12 protein-coding genes are annotated in these 15,149 nt (G+C 62.5%); 6 read left to right on the top strand and 6 right to left on the bottom strand.

Annotation, left to right across the window (positions count from 1 at the left end):
* Positions 1–157: 157 nt before the first annotated feature.
* From IVB22_RS04830 to IVB22_RS04815, 4 genes are all read left to right on the top strand, one after another.
* Positions 158–1,051 carry a branched-chain amino acid ABC transporter permease gene (locus IVB22_RS04830; protein ID WP_247516171.1) on the top strand — a complete coding sequence of 298 codons (894 nt, stop codon included), beginning with the start codon at positions 158–160 and terminating at the stop codon, positions 1,049–1,051.
* 6 nt (positions 1,052–1,057) lie between these two features.
* Positions 1,058–2,131: a branched-chain amino acid ABC transporter permease gene (locus tag IVB22_RS04825; protein ID WP_247516170.1), complete on the top strand. Its 1,074-nt coding sequence runs from the start codon at positions 1,058–1,060 to the stop codon at positions 2,129–2,131.
* Between the two features lie 56 nt (positions 2,132–2,187).
* A complete protein-coding gene (locus IVB22_RS04820; RefSeq protein ID WP_247516169.1) occupies positions 2,188–3,468 on the top strand; it encodes an ABC transporter substrate-binding protein in 1,281 nt (426 codons plus the stop codon).
* A gap of 179 nt (positions 3,469–3,647) precedes the next feature.
* Positions 3,648–4,484 carry an ABC transporter ATP-binding protein gene (locus IVB22_RS04815; RefSeq protein ID WP_247516168.1) on the top strand — a complete coding sequence of 279 codons (837 nt, stop codon included), beginning with the start codon at positions 3,648–3,650 and terminating at the stop codon, positions 4,482–4,484.
* A 14-nt stretch (positions 4,485–4,498) separates the two neighbouring features.
* Here IVB22_RS04815 and IVB22_RS04810 read toward each other — a convergent pair whose 3' ends face one another.
* Entirely contained in the window at positions 4,499–5,659 is a 1,161-nt protein-coding gene (locus tag IVB22_RS04810) for an AGE family epimerase/isomerase (RefSeq protein ID WP_247516167.1), read from the bottom strand.
* An 89-nt stretch (positions 5,660–5,748) separates the two neighbouring features.
* On the opposite strand from IVB22_RS04810, the gene IVB22_RS04805 reads away from it, so the two are divergent.
* Positions 5,749–6,972: a phenylacetate--CoA ligase family protein gene (locus IVB22_RS04805; protein WP_247516166.1), complete on the top strand. Its 1,224-nt coding sequence runs from the start codon at positions 5,749–5,751 to the stop codon at positions 6,970–6,972.
* 33 nt (positions 6,973–7,005) lie between these two features.
* On the opposite strand, the gene IVB22_RS04800 is transcribed toward IVB22_RS04805, so the two are convergent.
* From IVB22_RS04800 to IVB22_RS04785, 4 genes are all read right to left on the bottom strand, one after another.
* On the bottom strand, positions 7,006–8,958 hold the full coding sequence (locus tag IVB22_RS04800) for an RDD family protein (RefSeq protein WP_247516165.1): 1,953 nt from the start codon (positions 8,956–8,958) through the stop codon (positions 7,006–7,008).
* Positions 8,959–9,131: 173 nt separating this feature from the next.
* The gene (locus tag IVB22_RS04795) at positions 9,132–10,229 is read right to left on the bottom strand and encodes a DegT/DnrJ/EryC1/StrS aminotransferase family protein (protein WP_247516164.1); all 1,098 of its coding nucleotides are present in this window, start codon (positions 10,227–10,229) and stop codon (positions 9,132–9,134) included.
* A 10-nt stretch (positions 10,230–10,239) separates the two neighbouring features.
* Complete coding sequence (locus tag IVB22_RS04790) at positions 10,240–10,707, bottom strand: acyltransferase (RefSeq protein ID WP_247516163.1); 468 nt, start codon at positions 10,705–10,707, stop codon at positions 10,240–10,242.
* Entirely contained in the window at positions 10,704–11,765 is a 1,062-nt protein-coding gene (locus tag IVB22_RS04785) for a Gfo/Idh/MocA family protein (RefSeq protein ID WP_247516162.1), read from the bottom strand. Before IVB22_RS04785 ends, IVB22_RS04790 begins: the two co-directional genes overlap by 4 nt.
* Before the next feature lie 435 nt (positions 11,766–12,200).
* Between IVB22_RS04785 and IVB22_RS04780 the strand changes: the two genes are divergently transcribed.
* Positions 12,201–13,157, top strand: a complete 957-nt coding sequence (locus tag IVB22_RS04780) for an NAD-dependent epimerase/dehydratase family protein (protein ID WP_247516161.1) — start codon at positions 12,201–12,203, stop codon at positions 13,155–13,157.
* A gap of 37 nt (positions 13,158–13,194) precedes the next feature.
* Here IVB22_RS04780 and IVB22_RS04775 read toward each other — a convergent pair whose 3' ends face one another.
* Positions 13,195–15,138, bottom strand: a complete 1,944-nt coding sequence (locus IVB22_RS04775; protein WP_247516160.1) for a hypothetical protein — start codon at positions 15,136–15,138, stop codon at positions 13,195–13,197.
* Between the last annotated feature and the right edge of the window lie 11 nt (positions 15,139–15,149).

Below are 15,149 nucleotides of genomic sequence, written 5' to 3'. Positions count from 1 at the left end.
CCTCTCCCCTTGTGGGAGAGGGCAGCGCCAGCCGTCGATACGAACTCACTCCGGTGAGGGGTTTCTCTCCACACATGCGAATGCCGAGACAACCCCTCACCCGTCTTCGCTTCGCGAAGCCACCCTCTCCCACAAGGGGAGAGGGAAAGAGAGCAGCATGAACACCCAGCTCCTCATCCAGCTCCTGGTCAACGGCCTCGTGGTCGGCACGCTCTATGGCGTGGTCGCGATGTCGTTCGTGCTGATCTACAAGGCGACGCAGGTGGTGAACTTCGCGCAGGGCGAACTGCTGCTGGTCGGCGCCTGGGTGTGCTGGTGGCTGCTCACCAAGTATCAGGTGCCGTTCTATCTGGGCATGCCGATCACGCTGGTCTTCATGTTCCTGTTCGGCATCGCGATCCAGATCTTCATCCTGCGCCCCATGATCGGCGAGCCGATCATTTCCGTGATCATGGTGACGATCGCGCTGTCGATGGTATTCTCCGCGCTGATGAAGTGGATATTCGGCGTCAACCTGCAGCCGTTCCCCCGCATCTTCCAGACGCAGAACATCAACATCCTCGGGCTGCAGGTCCAGACCGTCTATCTGATGAGTCTCGCCGTCTCGGTGGCGATGATGATCGGGATGGCGTGGTTCTTCCGCCTCTCCAAATACGGTCTCGCTATGCGCGCCACCGCCTTCAACCAGCAGGTGGCGCAATCGCTCGGCATTTCCGTGAAGAGCGTGTTTGCGATGGCCTGGGCGATCTCGGCGACCGTCTCCGCCGTCGCTGGCGTCGTGGTGGCGGTCGTCAACGGCGTCTCGGCCGGGCTTTCCGCCTACGGCGTCAAGGTGTTTCCGGCGGCGATACTTGGCGGCCTCGACAGCGTCGGCGGCGCGGTGCTGGGCGGCATCATCATCGGACTTCTGGAGAATTTCGCGCACTTTCTCGACAGCGAATATCTGCACTGGGGCAATCTCTACGAGATCGCGCCGTTCTATGCGCTCATCATTATCCTGATGATCAAGCCATACGGCCTGTTCGGCACCAAAGACATCGAGCGGGTGTAAGCAATCATGGCAGGCCAGACTCTCATTCCCGCCGGCGATTTCCGCACCAGCTATGCGGCCGATACCACCGTGTTTCCGACCACGACCAGCCGTAACGCCATGATCGCAGGCATCGTGCTGGTCTGCTTTGCGCCGCATGTCGTCAACGAATACATCCTCAGCCTCCTGATCCAGATCGGCATCTTCGGAATCGCCGCACTCGGGCTGAACATTGTCGTCGGCTTCACCGGCCAAATCTCGATCGGCCACGCCGCCTTCTTCGGCCTCGGCGCCTTCACGTCAGCCTATCTCTCGAACCGGTTCGGGATTCCCGTCTTCTTCTGCATTCCACTCGCGGGCGTGGTGACGGCGGCAGTCGGGCTGATCTTCGGCCTGCCTGCCGCGCGGCTGAAAGGCCTCTATCTCGCGATCGCCACGCTGGCGGCGCAGTACATCCTGCTGGACTTCTTCGCCCGCGCGGAATGGTTCACCGGCGGCAGCGTTCCCGCCAGCGCCGAACCGTTCTCGATCTTCGGCTACATGCTGCGCGGCGATAAACAGTATTTCTATGTCGTGCTGGCCTACGTCATCGTCTGCTATCTCCTGGTCACGAACCTGATCCGTTCGCGCGACGGGCGCGCGCTGGTGGCGGTGCGCGACCATTATCTGTCCGCCGAGATCATGGGCATCAACCTGACCAAATACCGGACACTTTCTTTCGGCCTCGCCGCGTTCTTTGCCGGCGTCGGCGGCGCGCTCTATGCGCATTACAATCAGGTGGTCTCCAACGAAGGTTTCGGCATCGACCGCTCGATCATCTTCCTTGCGATGATCATCATCGGCGGGCTCGGCTCGATCATGGGCACGCTGATGGGCACCGCCTTCATGGTGCTGCTGCCGGAATCGATGGAATGGCTCAGCGTCGCCCTGCGCGGCAGTCCGATCGACCAGTTCCTGGGGTTGAAGAACAACATCGCTTTCCTGCGCGAGATGGCGATCGGCGTCATCATCATCGTCTTTCTGGTTTTCGAACCGGACGGACTCGCGCATCGCTGGCGACAGATCAAGGCGTATTGGAAACTCTACCCGTTCTCGCATTGAGGTCGGAACGGGACGGACAACAAGAAGACCTCGAGAAATAACCGGAGGATTAGTCCATGACGATGAAGACTCTACTGAGCACCGCCTCGCTCGCGTTGCTGTTGGGTAGCACCGCGGCATCAGCCCAGGCGCCGATCTCGCTGGGGCATCTCGCCGACTATTCGGGTCCGACTTCTGACGTCGGAACGCCGTTCGGACAGGGTGTCGCGGACACCTATGCGTGGATCAACAAGAACGGCGGCATCAACGGCGCCAAGGTCAATGTCGACACTGTCGATTACGGCTATCAAGTGCCGCGCGCGATCGCCCAGTACAAGAAATGGTCGGGCTCCGACAAGGTCGCCGCCATTCTCGGCTGGGGCACCGCCGACACCGAAGCGCTGACGGGATTCCTGGCCCAGGACAAGATTCCCGATATTTCGGCATCCTATGCCGCAGCACTCTCCGATCCGACAGGCGCCGGCGGCAAGGCCAAGCCTGCGCCCTACAACTTCTTCTACGGCCCGAGCTACTCGGACGCGGTTCGCGGCATGCTGACCTGGGCCGCTGAGGACTGGAAGTCCAAGGGCAAGCCCGGCAAGCCGAAGTTCGTCCACATGGGCGCCAACCACCCCTATCCGAACGCGCCGAAGGCCGCAGGTGAAGCGATTGCCGCCGAACTCGGCTTCGAACTGCTGCCGCCGATCGTGTTCGCCTTGACGCCCGGCGATTACAGCGCGCAGTGCCTGACCCTGAAGAGTTCGGGCGCCAACTACGCTTATCTGGGCAACACCGCCGGCTCGAACATCTCCGTGCTCAACGCCTGCAAGGCCGCCGGCGTCGACGTGCAGTTCCTCGGCAACGTCTGGGGCATGGACGAGAACGCCGCGAAAGCCGCGGGCGCTGCCGCCGATGGCGTGGTGTTCCCGCTGCGCACCGCGGTGGCATGGGGCGGCAACGCACCCGGCACGAAGACCTTCATGGAAATCTCCAAGATGTCGGACGCGGCCGGGACCACCTATCGTCCGGTGCATTACATCGCCGGCGTCTGCACTGCGCTCTATATGAAGGAAGCCGTCGAATGGGCTGCCAAGAACGGCGGCGCCACCGGCGAGAACGTCAAGAAGGGTTTTTACCAGAAGAAGGATTGGGTGCCCGCGGGCGGCGAAGGCATCTGCAATCCCTCGACCTTCACCGAAACGGATCACCGCGGCACGCTTAAGGTCGATCTCTATCGCATGAAGGTCGCAGGCGCGACCGACGCTCCCCTCAACGATCTCGTCAAGAACGGCGGCATCAAGATGGAGAAGGTGAAGACCATCGACCTGCCGCGCAAGCCCGAGTGGCTCGGCTGGTAAGGCAATGGTTGCCGGGAGGCGTTGAACGCATTTGACTGTCGTCCCCCGCGAAAGCGGGGGACCTAGTACGCCGCGGCTTCTCGGTGGATCACAGCCGCCTCTGGAATACTGGATCACCCGCCCCAGTGCGCAATTGCGCACAAGGCGGGTGATGACGACAAGAGGTGATGAGACGAAACATGACTGAAGCAACCGAAATCAATCGTCCTGCGACGGCAGCGCAAGCCGCTCCGCTGCTCAGCGTCCGCAACATCGAGGTGGTCTACGACAAGGTCATCCTGGTGCTGCGCGGGCTCAGCCTTGAGGTGCCAAAGGGCGCGATCGTGGCCCTGCTCGGCGCCAACGGCGCCGGCAAGTCGACGACGCTGAAGGCGATCTCGGGCCTGCTCAAAACCGAGGACGGCGAAGTCATCCGCGGCGAAATCCTCCTCGACGGCGAGCGCATCAACGGCATCGACCCCGACAAGATCGTCCGCCGTGGCGTCTTCCAGGTGATGGAAGGTCGCCGCATCATATCGGACATGACCTCGATCGAGAATTTGAAGCTCGGCGCCTTTACCCGCACCGACAACGAAGTCGGCAGCGACATCGACATGGTCTTCAAATACTTTCCGCGCCTGAAGGAGCGCACCGGGCTCGCCGGCTATCTCTCCGGCGGCGAACAGCAGATGCTGGCGATCGGCCGCGCTTTGATGGCGCGCCCCAAAATGATCCTGATGGATGAACCGTCGATGGGCCTGTCGCCGCTGTTGGTGAAGGAAGTGTTTGGGATCATCAAGGCAATCAACCGCGACCTCGGCGTCACCATCCTGCTGGTGGAGCAGAATGCGCGCGCAGCCCTTTCGGTCGCGAGCCACGGCTACATCATGGAACAGGGCAAGGTCGTGCTCGACGGCTCGGCCGACGAATTGCGCGACAACGAGGACGTCAAGGAATTCTATCTTGGCGGAGCCGGCGACCAGCGCAAGAGTTTCAAGAACCTGAAGAGCTTCAAGCGCCGAAAGCGGTGGCTGTGAGCGCCACCAAACAGCTAGCCGAGCACCTGTTCCGCTTCCGCGACCGCGCAAAGAACATGATAGAACGAAGAAGCAGGAATGGTGGCGACCAGCGAGTTGCCGTCGCGATCGAATTGGTCGTACCAGCCGCCCGCCACGGGATGGCTGAGATAATGCCGTTCGAGCCGCGCCAATGCCGCGCGCGCTTCATCCGCGGCTCCCGCCTCGCCCGCTTCAGCCTGCGCAATCCATGCCTTGGCGATCTCCGTCTGCGGCCACAGCCGGCGCGTATGCCGCCTGATGTCACCAGCCGCATTGCCTTCATCCACCAGGCAGCCGGTCGCCCCATCGCGATAGCGCAGCGCCGACGCCAGCAATTCGCCGCGGTAGCGCCCGGTCGGACAGCCGGTGATGCGCTCAAAGCCCTTCAGCAGCCAGGCCCACTCCGCCTGATGCCCCGGCTCGACGCTGACGGGCTCGATCTTCGACCAATCTTCCTCAAAGTACTCACCAAGCACCTGCCGCTGCTTGTCGTAGAGATTGGCCAGAAACAGGCTGAAGAAATTCCCGGCCCGGTTCTGGAACACCGTATCGTGCGTCGCGTCGAACGCCGCGATCATTGCTTCGAACAGATGCATCTGCGGATTCTGCCGCCGCGGCATCGATACCGGCAATCCCTCATGAACGCCGCCGTGCGGCGACCGCAGCTCCGTGTCGACGAAGTGACACAGCGCGTCGATCTCGGTGCGGACCTGCGCATCGCGGTCGAGCGCGTGGACGGTTGCAAGGGCGAGCAGGGCAAAGGCGTGATCGTAGGAATCGCGCAGCGGGTCCAACACAGCGCCATCCGGCGTCAGCGTGTGGACAAAGCCCGGTCGGCCATCGGGGGCTTTCGCCTTCGCAAGCAGATGCTCCAACCCCCTCAGCGCGATCGCGCGGCCGTCGGGATACCAGCCCATTTGCGCCGCCTTGGCGTAGCAATAGATCTGGCGCGCCTGCACGAAAACCCGGCGCGGCGCCAAGCGGTCCGCACGGCCGTCCCCATCGAGCCGATCGACAAAGCCGCCAGCTATGTCGTCCCAGCCTTCGGTCGACCACAGCGGCAAGCAATGGTCGATCATGCGAAGCTTCAGCCTGGCAACGATATCGGCCGAATCCAGCGCATCTGCCGCCGCAGCGGTATCTCTTTCAGCCATTGCGTTCCCTGGAACATCAACACCGGTAGAAGCCGTCTGATAGCACGTCAGGGGCGGCACGCAATCGGCGCTCACCTGCGAGATTAGCTATGACCGACCACTATGACGCCCTTGAAACGCGCGAGCCAGCCAAACGCGAGGCGGAGCTGCTTTCTCGCCTCCCGGACGTCCTGCGCAAGGCGCTGGCCGCGCCAGCTTATGCCGAGCGCTTGAAGGGCATAGACGTGGCTACCGTCACCAGCCGCGCCGCGCTGGCTCGCTTGCCGATGTTGCGTAAGTCGGAACTCCCTGCCCTGCACAAGGCCGCGCCACCTTTCGGCGGATTCGTGGCCGGGCCTTTGGGGTCGTTCGGGCGGCTCTTTACTTCGCCGGGGCCGATCTTCGAGCCCGAGCCCGTTCACGCCGACCCCTGGCGCGGCGCGCGGGCATTGTTTGCGGCCGGGTTCCGGCCCGGCGACGTCGTGCTAAACACCTTCAGCTACCATCTGACGCCCGGCGGCTTCATCTTCGATGCGTCGGCGCGGGCGCTGGGCTGTGCGGTGATTCCGGCCGGCCCCGGCAATACCGAGCAACAGTTCGAACTGATCGAGGCCTATCGCCCGGTCGGCTATAGCGGCACGCCGGATTTCCTCAAGATCCTGCTCGACGCTGCTGCTAGCGCCGGACGCGACGTCTCCTCGATCAAGCGCGCGGTGGTATCCGGCGCGGCGTTTCCGAAATCGCTGCAGGACGAAGTGAAGTCGCGCGGCATCGATGCCTATCAGGCGTTTGGCACCGCCGACCTCGGCCTGATCGCGTTTGAGACGCATGCGCGCGAGGGCATGGTGGTCAACGAGGACCTCATCATGGAAATCGTACGTCCCGGCACCGGCGATCCCGTCACGCCCGGCGACGTCGGCGAGATCGTCGTCACTTCGCTCGATCCGCAGCATCCCTGGATCCGCCTCGCGCTCGGCGACCTTACGGCGGCGTTGCCGGGCGCAAGCCCATGCGGACGCACCAACATGCGCATCAAGGGCTGGATGGGCCGCGCCGACCAAACCACCAAGGTCAAGGGCATGTTCGTGCGCCCCGAGCAGATCGCCGAGATCAGCACGCGCCATCCCGAGCTCGGGCGGCTGCGCCTCGTCGTCACGCGGTCCGGCGAGAGCGATCTGATGACGCTGAAAGCGGAGACGGCTTCCCCCGGCGAACCGCTTCAGAGCGAACTCGCGGCAACGCTGCGCGCAGTGACCAAACTCGGCGGCAATGTCGAACTGGTCGCCGCCGGATCGCTGCCGAACGACGGCAAGGTGATCGCGGACGAGCGCTGAGCCATCGTTCAGGGCTCGCTCCGAAGCGCGTGCTTATTTCGATTCGCCGGCCGTTGCAGTTTCAGCCTTCGGCTCCGGTGTAGCCTTCGGCGCAGTCATTGGCGGTGCCAGTCGCTTGATCAAATCCACCGGAATCACCGCCGGGCCGGCCCCGGAGCCACTCAACGCGGCGCCTGGCGTCGGGAACACGGAAGGCGCCCGCGGTGCCATCGGCACGGTATCTGCTACCGATGAGGTCGACGCCGTCGAGTTCGACGGCTGCGTAGGCACGATCCATGTAACCACCTTCTCGCGCACCAGTTCGTCCTGTTCCGGATACCACATGTCGTCCGGGCTTGCGCTGTTGGCGCGCTCGACAAACCTCTTGCTCAGACCGAAGGCTCGCAAGCGCGCCTCTTCCTCCGCGATCGCGAGTTTTCGAGCGCCTGCCGTCATGCCGCGAAAGCTCGGCTGATGAAAACCAAGACTTGCCCCATCGAGCAGGAAGCGCTCCTTGCCACCAAGGAACACCACGGTGCAAGCGGAAAGGCACTCTTCCACGACATACGTCGCCAGCCCGCGCGCCTTCACGATGTCCGACATCTTCTGCGCCTCCCGGATACGGCCGCCAATCGAAGCGAGCCTGACTGTCGTCACGCCCTTATTCTCGTCGAGGAGACTTTCGAACTCCTTGGCAATGCCGAACGTGATGCCGCCGTAAAACTCCAGCATCCGGCCATCGGCCAGCAGGTTGAATTCGTACGGACCGAAGGCTGCGTCTCCGGTAGCCATTTCATAAGTGTCGAGGATCTGTGGTCCAACCACGAACACCCAACCATAGGCAAGCTGAAGCGCGGCAAGTGCAACCACGGCTTTCGCCGCGCCGCCCCAGAATGACCGCCCACTGCGCTTGTAGCGTGTTGCCGCGCGCCACACCCCTACCACCTGCCATATCGCAAGCAGCGAAATGACAAGACAGCTTGTTTGCAGCGCTATCAGCCACGAGACCGGTTGCTCTTCGCCATAGATGGTGAACGCCACCAAGAGCGCGCCGCTCGCCATGCCGATGACTGCGCTGAGGACGACGCCGTTCGCCCAATATGAAACGGGCAACGAAAGCTCGCCGCGCCAGTGCCGTGCGAAGTAATTACCCGTCCTTGGCTCCGGTAGTGCCGGCGGCTGTATGAGGGCGGCTTCAGCAGGCACATTCGGTAGCGCGCTGGCGGGAATCGGTATCAGCATCCGGTTCTTGTCGAGGCGGAGCACGCGGGTCATCGCCCAGCGGTCGTACCAGGCGTCCTGTCGACAGACGATTGCATACACGGCTATCGGCACGGCAATCAGCAGACTGGCCCCCGGCATTGCCAGAAGGACCGATCCCGATAGGGAAGCGACGGCTTGCTCGCCCGCCATAACGCGCTGGAGCAGCGACCAGATGACCAGAGGTACCAGCGGCAGCGCCTGCGCGGCGTAACGCCGGGCAGCCGCACCGATCGGCAGCGGAGACGGCGCTTCGATAACGCCCGTCAGGCGCACGCGACAGATCCTCCGGCCCAGCGTACCGCAGCCGCGGTCGAACCAGAAGCGCAAGACGAACAGGAAAGGCAGCGCGAGGCTGTCAAGCGTTGGGGCATTGAAAGGCTTGCCCTCTGCGTCGAGCAAATGGACAATGTTCGTCCTCGCACTCGCGGTTGCTTCGTTCTGCGGAATTCTTGTGACCGTGAGAATGCGCGCCGAGGTCATGCCAAAGAAACCATACCGGCAATCGGTGATCCAACCGACGGCATAATCCGCAGGCAGCGATAAACCTTTAGGTATCGCATTGACCGCGCTACAGCTGGGCGCAACGCCACTGACGAACTGCATGCGCCCGTTGCTCAACGGAAACAGGGCGAACGTGATCAGCTGCAAGATCACCATGGTGATGACCACATCGATCAGCAGCGCCAGCGCCCGGCGCCAGAAACCGCCACGCTCGTATTCGATGCTGTGCGTGAACTCAGCCAATTCAGACCCGTAAGAGACACTTGAGAACGGGTCAGTCCCGCCGCCGGTGCGAGACGCAATGTTGCCCCGGTTTGGTTGCCGTGACAAGCCACTGCAACCATATTCCCGCGGCATGGATTCGTGGCAGGCGAGGCGGCAGAAAATCTGCGAAAAGGGCCGCCGCTGCTTGCGGCCTAAAACTTGCGAACCAGATCGATCACCTCGTCCTGCTGCCTGCGGGTGATCTCCGCGAACATCGGCAGCGACAGTATTTTTCCCTGATCGCTGGATGCATTGGGAAACTGTTCGGGACGGTGCCCAAGGCGCGCGTAGGCGGCGAGGAACGGCAGTGCCGTCGGATAATTGATCGCGGTCTGCACACCGTTGACGTTCAGGTGCGCAGCCAGCGCGTCGCGGCGCGGATGCCTGATCGTGTAGAGATGATAGACGTGGGTGCGGTCGGACGCTACCTGTGGCACCGCGACATCCTCGATCTGGTTCAGGCCGGCATCGTAGACTTTCGCGGCGTTCTGCCGCGCTTCTGTCCACTGGGCCAAATGCGGCAGTTTCGCCGACAGGATCGCCGCCTGCATGCCGTCGAGCCGGCTGTTGATGCCCTCGATATGATGCTGGTGCTTCACCAGCCCGCCGTGACGCGCCAGCATGGTCATGTGTTCGGCAAGCCGCTCGTCATTGGTCACGACGGCGCCAGCATCGCCCATCGCACCGAGATTCTTGCCTGGATAGAACGAATAGGTCGCGGCCGCTCCGAACGTTCCGACCTGCTGGCCTTTATAGCGGGCCAGATGCGCCTGCGCACAATCCTCCACCACCCAGAGCTTGTGCTTGTTCGCGATCGCCATGATCGCGTCCATGTCCGCCGGCTGGCCGTACAGATGCACCGGAATGATCCCGACGGTGCGTGGCGTGATCGCGGCCTCGATCCCCGCCGGATCGATCGTGAACGTAGCGCCATCGGTATCGCAGAACACCACGGTGGCGCCGGCGTGCGTAATCATCGCCGAAGTGCTGATCCAGGAATGCGCCGTGGTGATCACCTCGTCACCCGGCTTGACCTTCAGCGCGGCCATCGCGAGATACAGCGCATCGGTGCCGTTCGCGCAGGATACGCAATGCTTGACGTCTACGGCAGCGGCGAACTCCCGTTCGAAGGCATCAACGTAGGACCCGCGAATGAAAGCGTTGTCGCGGATCACGGAGGCAATCGCACCGTCGATCTCGCTTCTGATGGTCTGATACTGCAGTTGCAGATCCGCAAAAGGCACCGGCATCTTCGTTTTCCTACTTGTCCGCCAGCAGCCGGCGCGCAGGATTGCCTGCATAAGTCCCTGACGTCGTGATGTCCCGGGTTACCACCGAGCCCGCGCCGATGACGACATCGTCGGCGATCCTGACCGGCATGATCGTGGCGTTGGAGCCGATCGAGACGCGGTTGCCGATGACGGTCTCGCGCCACAATTCCCTGTTGCCGCGGGCCGGACCGCCGGTCGAGAACGTATCGTTCACGAACATCACCCCGTGGCCGACAAAGCAGTCTTCGCCGATCGTGACCAGTTCGCAGATGAAGGCATGAGACTGCACCCGCGTGCGGGCGCCGATCACGACGCCTTTCTGGATTTCGGTGAACGGCCCGACGAAGCAGTCGTCGCCGATCTTGCAGCCGTAGAGATTGCACGGCTCGACGATTTTGACGCCTGTGCCGAAATCAACGTCACGCACGCCGGCCTGATGTATCTCGGGCCGGCTCACGAGACGACACCAAGCCGGCCCAGCCGCGGCGCGAAGCGAAGCGGCACCTCGGCACCGGTCTCGATCGATTCGTAGAGCGCGGAAATCAGTTCCAGGCTCTTGCGCCCTTCGAGACCGTCGACGAGCGCCGAACGCTGGTTCACCAGGCAGTCGATCACATGCTGGTAATAGGCCTGGTGGCCGAAGCCGTAGACGTTCGGCGGATTCACGGAAAATTTCCCGACCACGTCCTTGTCGGAGGCAAGTTCTTCGACAAAGCGCCAGTGCCGAATCTGGTTGACGGCGAAGCCCGCAATTTCGACCGTTCCCTTCTCTCCGAGAATCGAAAGCGATCCTTCGAGGTCGGTCGGCCGGACAGCCGTCGTCGCCTCGACGATCCCGAGCGCGCCGTTGCGGAATTTCAGGGTTGCCACCGCCGTGTCTTCGGCCTCGATCTTTGCCAGCGCGGTCACGGCGCGGGCATGAACGCTGACGACGTCGCCGAAAAACCATTCCAGCATGTCGATGTGATGGCTGGCCTGGTTGGAGAGCACGCCGCCGTCATAGGCCCAGGTGCCGCGCCAGGCATCCTGATCGTAATAGGCCTGATCGCGGCACCAGCGGACGCGGACCGTGCCGAGAATCAGGCGGCCAAAGCGGCCGGCCTCCAGCGCCTCGCGCGCCTTCACCACAGGAACGTTGAAGCGGTTCTGCTTGACGACGAACAGCTTGACGCCGGCCTCGTCACAGGCGCGGACCATGTCGTCGGCATCCTGCAGCCGCAGCGCCATCGGCTTCTCGACGACGACGTGCTTTCCGGCCTTCGCGCAGGCGATGACATGGGCGGGATGCATCCCGCTCGGCGTCAGCACCGCCACCGCATCGATGTCCTTCCGGGCGAGAAAGTCATCCATGTCATGGATTGCCGGGACGCCGAACTTCGACGCGATCGCGTCGGCGCGGTTGCGAACGGTATCGCAAACGGCAACGAGCCTGGCTCCGTCGATATGATTGCCGCCCAGAAGTTCCGAGTGGCGCTTTGCGATACGCCCGCATCCAAGCAGGCCTATTCTGATCATGGGGAGCCTTCCATTAGCCGTCGGAATCGACGTTAGCCCCCTGATCGACCGCAGCCAACCCTTCAGGGCGGCGGAGCCCCCACGACGCTCGCCGGCGCCGCCGGATTTTCATCCGTCGGAAGGCGTTGACAGTAACCTCGGAAGACTGCACGACGCAGTAGCCTCGCCAATGGCGGGATTTCACCCTTTGGCGGATGGATTAATTAAATGGTTCGACGGGATCCCAGCCCCCAAACGCTGCCCGGTTGGCACCGTATCCCCCCTGCTCATGCAGGAAAGCACCGTTTTTGGAGGGGTTCCGTCAACCCTCGGTTGCTCCCATACGATTTGCTGGCCTATATTCGAGATCAGCGGTGGACTATTTCAAACGCAAAGCTAGCTTTCTCAGATTAGATGCAACAGGAAACTCAGCGGCGAAAAGGCGTCCCCGGGCTGATGAATTCACGCCCCACACCCGCTTGCGAGGGAGCCGGTGCGCAGTCGAGCACCGCGTCGGACGTGCAGTGCAGCCGCGACAGCAAGAAAACCAGGGTGCTCGTAACCGGCGCCGACGGGTTCGTCGGACGTCATCTGGTTCCGTATCTTGTCGCGCAGGGATATGCCGTTATCGCTGCATCGAGAGCAGCAACCACCTTCGACAATCTGGACGTGACCGCCGTTCCGCTTCCGGATCTCTCGCGGCTGTTCGACTGGCAACCCCTGCTCGATCATTGCGACGCCGTCGTTCATCTTGCAGGCATTGCTCACAAATACGCCGGCGACGATTTTTATGATCGCGTGAATCATCGCGCGACGTCGGCGCTGGCGCGGGCGATATCGCGCGGCCCGACAAAGCATCTTGTGTTCATTTCCTCGATCGCCGCCCAGTCCGGCTCTTATTCTGCTCATGAGCTCACCGAGGATGATTTTCCGACGCCGAACAATGCGTATGGACGATCCAAATTTGCCGCCGAACAGGCGGTACGCGCAGCCGGCATTTCGTTTACAATCTTGCGTCCCGTCGTGATCTACGGCGAAGGCGAGAAGGGAAACTTCGCGACCGTCCACCGGCTTTCACGGCTTCCAATCCCGCTTCCGTTCGGACTGTTGGCCGCGCAGCGATCCGTGCTGTCGATCCAGAATTTCACTTCGGCCGTCGGGACTGCGCTGAACAATCCCGGCGCGCGGGGAGAAACCTTTATCGTATCAGATCCTGCACCGGTCACGGTAGCAAGCCTCATTGCCCGTCACCGCACCAGCCTCGGCAGGTCACCCTGGTTGATGCCTGTGCCCGAAAGCTGGCTCAAGGCGTCCCTCAAGATCATGGGCCAGGGCGCGATCTGGGAGCGAATTGGACGGCCCCTGGTGGCCCCTCCAAGAAAACTTCTTTCGATCGGCTGGAAGCCATCCTGAGCGATCTGCGCCCGCTATCCGTTGGCGGTTGGATGCCTCAACCGCAGCGGATTTTTCGGCCGGTGGTAGGCGTCGTGAGTATCAACACCGTGTCGAGCTTCCAGGGCGCAGCCCGGTCGCAGAGTTGCTGGTCGCTCAACGGTTCGGAGCTGGCGTCCTTGTAATCGGTAAACCCGTAATGCGGCTCCTTCGGGCACTTCAGCGCCGGCGGGTTCAGTCCTTTCAGCATGGGCGCGCCGAGGATCGCGGGGACGAAAAGCGGATCCTGGCGGCACTCCACGGCGATGGTCCAGAAAGGTACGTTGTCGGGCGGTACGAATACTGCCGCACGGTGCGACTGCGTGATCCCCATTGCCAGCAATGTCTCTCTGGCCTGCCAGCCTGGAGTGCGCTTCATATCGCTCGCCAGCGCATAGCGGGCCGGATGCCCCGGCGTCAAAAGTTCGATGAGGCGTTGCCGGGTTGTCGTCTCGGCGCCGGCGCTTTCACCGGAAACCACCCGGGTCCGCGCCTGAACCTCCGCAAACAGAGCACCCAACCTGTACGCACTTTGCCGCTTTTCCTGAGTCGCAAACGCGACGAGCAGCAGCGCACCGACAACAAAGCCCGGCATACGGGGGTTGGGAAAAAGTTTTTCGAAATGAGCGCCGCCGTAGGCGCAGACAAATACGATTGCCGTCCAGGTTCCGACGTTGACGAAGTAATAGTCGGATCCACCGGGGACGTTGATCAGCAGAACGGGGACCACGCTGGCGATCGCCATCACGGCAACCGCTTCGGCGCATCTTTGGTCCCGCGGCGTTCCACCCCGCCATACCTGAAACGCAACATAAAGCAGCACAAGGTTTGCCGCGATGTTCGGCAAGGCGCCGCGCGGATGCTCGCGGATAAAGCCCAATGGTTCGAGCGCCTCCAGCAGCATCCGCGCACCGGGGGAGATGATCGCGATTGCAAGGATCACAAGCAGGAGGAGTGGCGCAGCCAGCTTGATCAGACCCAGCGGCGTCGTGCCCATTCGCCGCCACAACAGGAATCCGGTCCCACCTGCGAGGACGGCGCCGACAGAAATCTTCGAAAGCAGGATCAGCAAGCCTGCAACGCCGAGCGCTGCGAGCTGCAAGCTGAGGCGCCGGCGCCGCTCGGAATCGGCGATCTCCGCCAGCAGCGGCAACGCCAACAAAAACAGGATCATCGCGAGGAAATAGGACTCCGAGACCAGATAGGACGTCCATCCCCACAGGTCGGCCACAAACAGCAGCAGCAGCGAACCCAGCGTGATCAGGGCACCATTGGCGGGCCCCTCTCCGGGCCGGCGAAACAGGTGGATCGCGAGCGACAGGCTGAACAGCAGCATCGGAATGGCGATGATTTGCCCGCCGATGAAGTAGGCCTCCAGCGTCGGTACCCCGAGCCAAAGGCCGATGCAGCCGAGCCAGATATGGGACAGCACATGGTATTTGGTGGGCAGGAGTCCATCGAGGCCGGTGCTCAGCACACCATACTTGACGAGCATGTTGGCGATCGAGGCATGAAAAATAGTGTCGAGCTGGTGGATGCCCGTCAGCGCCAGTTCGGGCGTGAGGACCGAGCCAAAGGCGCGGGAATTGATCACCAGGAAATAGCCGAAACCGACGAGGCCACCGCAGGCAACGGCGAACACCCACCTGCCGGCGGGCGCTTTGCGCATGGCCCAAACGGTGTGCGAGATGCCCGCAGCCAGCAGTCCAATAAACAGCGGGTAGGTGACGACGTCGGCCAAAGGCCCGTTCAACCAGGCAAGGCATGGCAGAAAAATCACCGCCACGGTCGAAATCAGCAGCGCGCTATACGCGCCACCGCGCTCGACGTGGCGGACCGTCAACAACGTCGCACAGGCGATGACAGCGCATGGCAACAGGAACGCCTTGACGAAAACAAACCAGTGTGGGCTCCCCAACGGCCAGCGCACGATGGCCACCATGACCGCCGACACCGCCGTCATGGTCCAGCAGA

The sequence above is a fragment of the Bradyrhizobium sp. 190 genome (assembly GCF_023073415.1).
Classification (GTDB): Bacteria; Pseudomonadota; Alphaproteobacteria; order Rhizobiales; family Xanthobacteraceae; genus Bradyrhizobium.
Note: the sequence above shows the minus strand (reverse complement) of the source record. Positions and strands in the feature narration are given on the sequence as shown.

Bases quoted from the DNA above. Each gene is read 5' to 3' on its own strand.
- IVB22_RS04830 (WP_247516171.1), top strand. From the start codon at position 158: ATGAACACCCAGCTCCTCATCCAGCTCCTGGTCAACGGCCTCGTGGTC.
- IVB22_RS04825 (WP_247516170.1), top strand. From the start codon at position 1,058: ATGGCAGGCCAGACTCTCATTCCCGCCGGCGATTTCCGCACCAGCTAT.
- IVB22_RS04820 (WP_247516169.1), top strand. From the start codon at position 2,188: ATGACGATGAAGACTCTACTGAGCACCGCCTCGCTCGCGTTGCTGTTG.
- IVB22_RS04815 (WP_247516168.1), top strand. From the start codon at position 3,648: ATGACTGAAGCAACCGAAATCAATCGTCCTGCGACGGCAGCGCAAGCC.
- IVB22_RS04810 (WP_247516167.1), bottom strand. From the start codon at position 5,659: ATGGCTGAAAGAGATACCGCTGCGGCGGCAGATGCGCTGGATTCGGCC.
- IVB22_RS04805 (WP_247516166.1), top strand. From the start codon at position 5,749: ATGACCGACCACTATGACGCCCTTGAAACGCGCGAGCCAGCCAAACGC.
- IVB22_RS04795 (WP_247516164.1), bottom strand. From the start codon at position 10,229: ATGCCGGTGCCTTTTGCGGATCTGCAACTGCAGTATCAGACCATCAGA.
- IVB22_RS04785 (WP_247516162.1), bottom strand. From the start codon at position 11,765: ATGATCAGAATAGGCCTGCTTGGATGCGGGCGTATCGCAAAGCGCCAC.
- IVB22_RS04780 (WP_247516161.1), top strand. From the start codon at position 12,201: ATGAATTCACGCCCCACACCCGCTTGCGAGGGAGCCGGTGCGCAGTCG.
- IVB22_RS04775 (WP_247516160.1), bottom strand. From the start codon at position 15,138: ATGACGGCGGTGTCGGCGGTCATGGTGGCCATCGTGCGCTGGCCGTTG.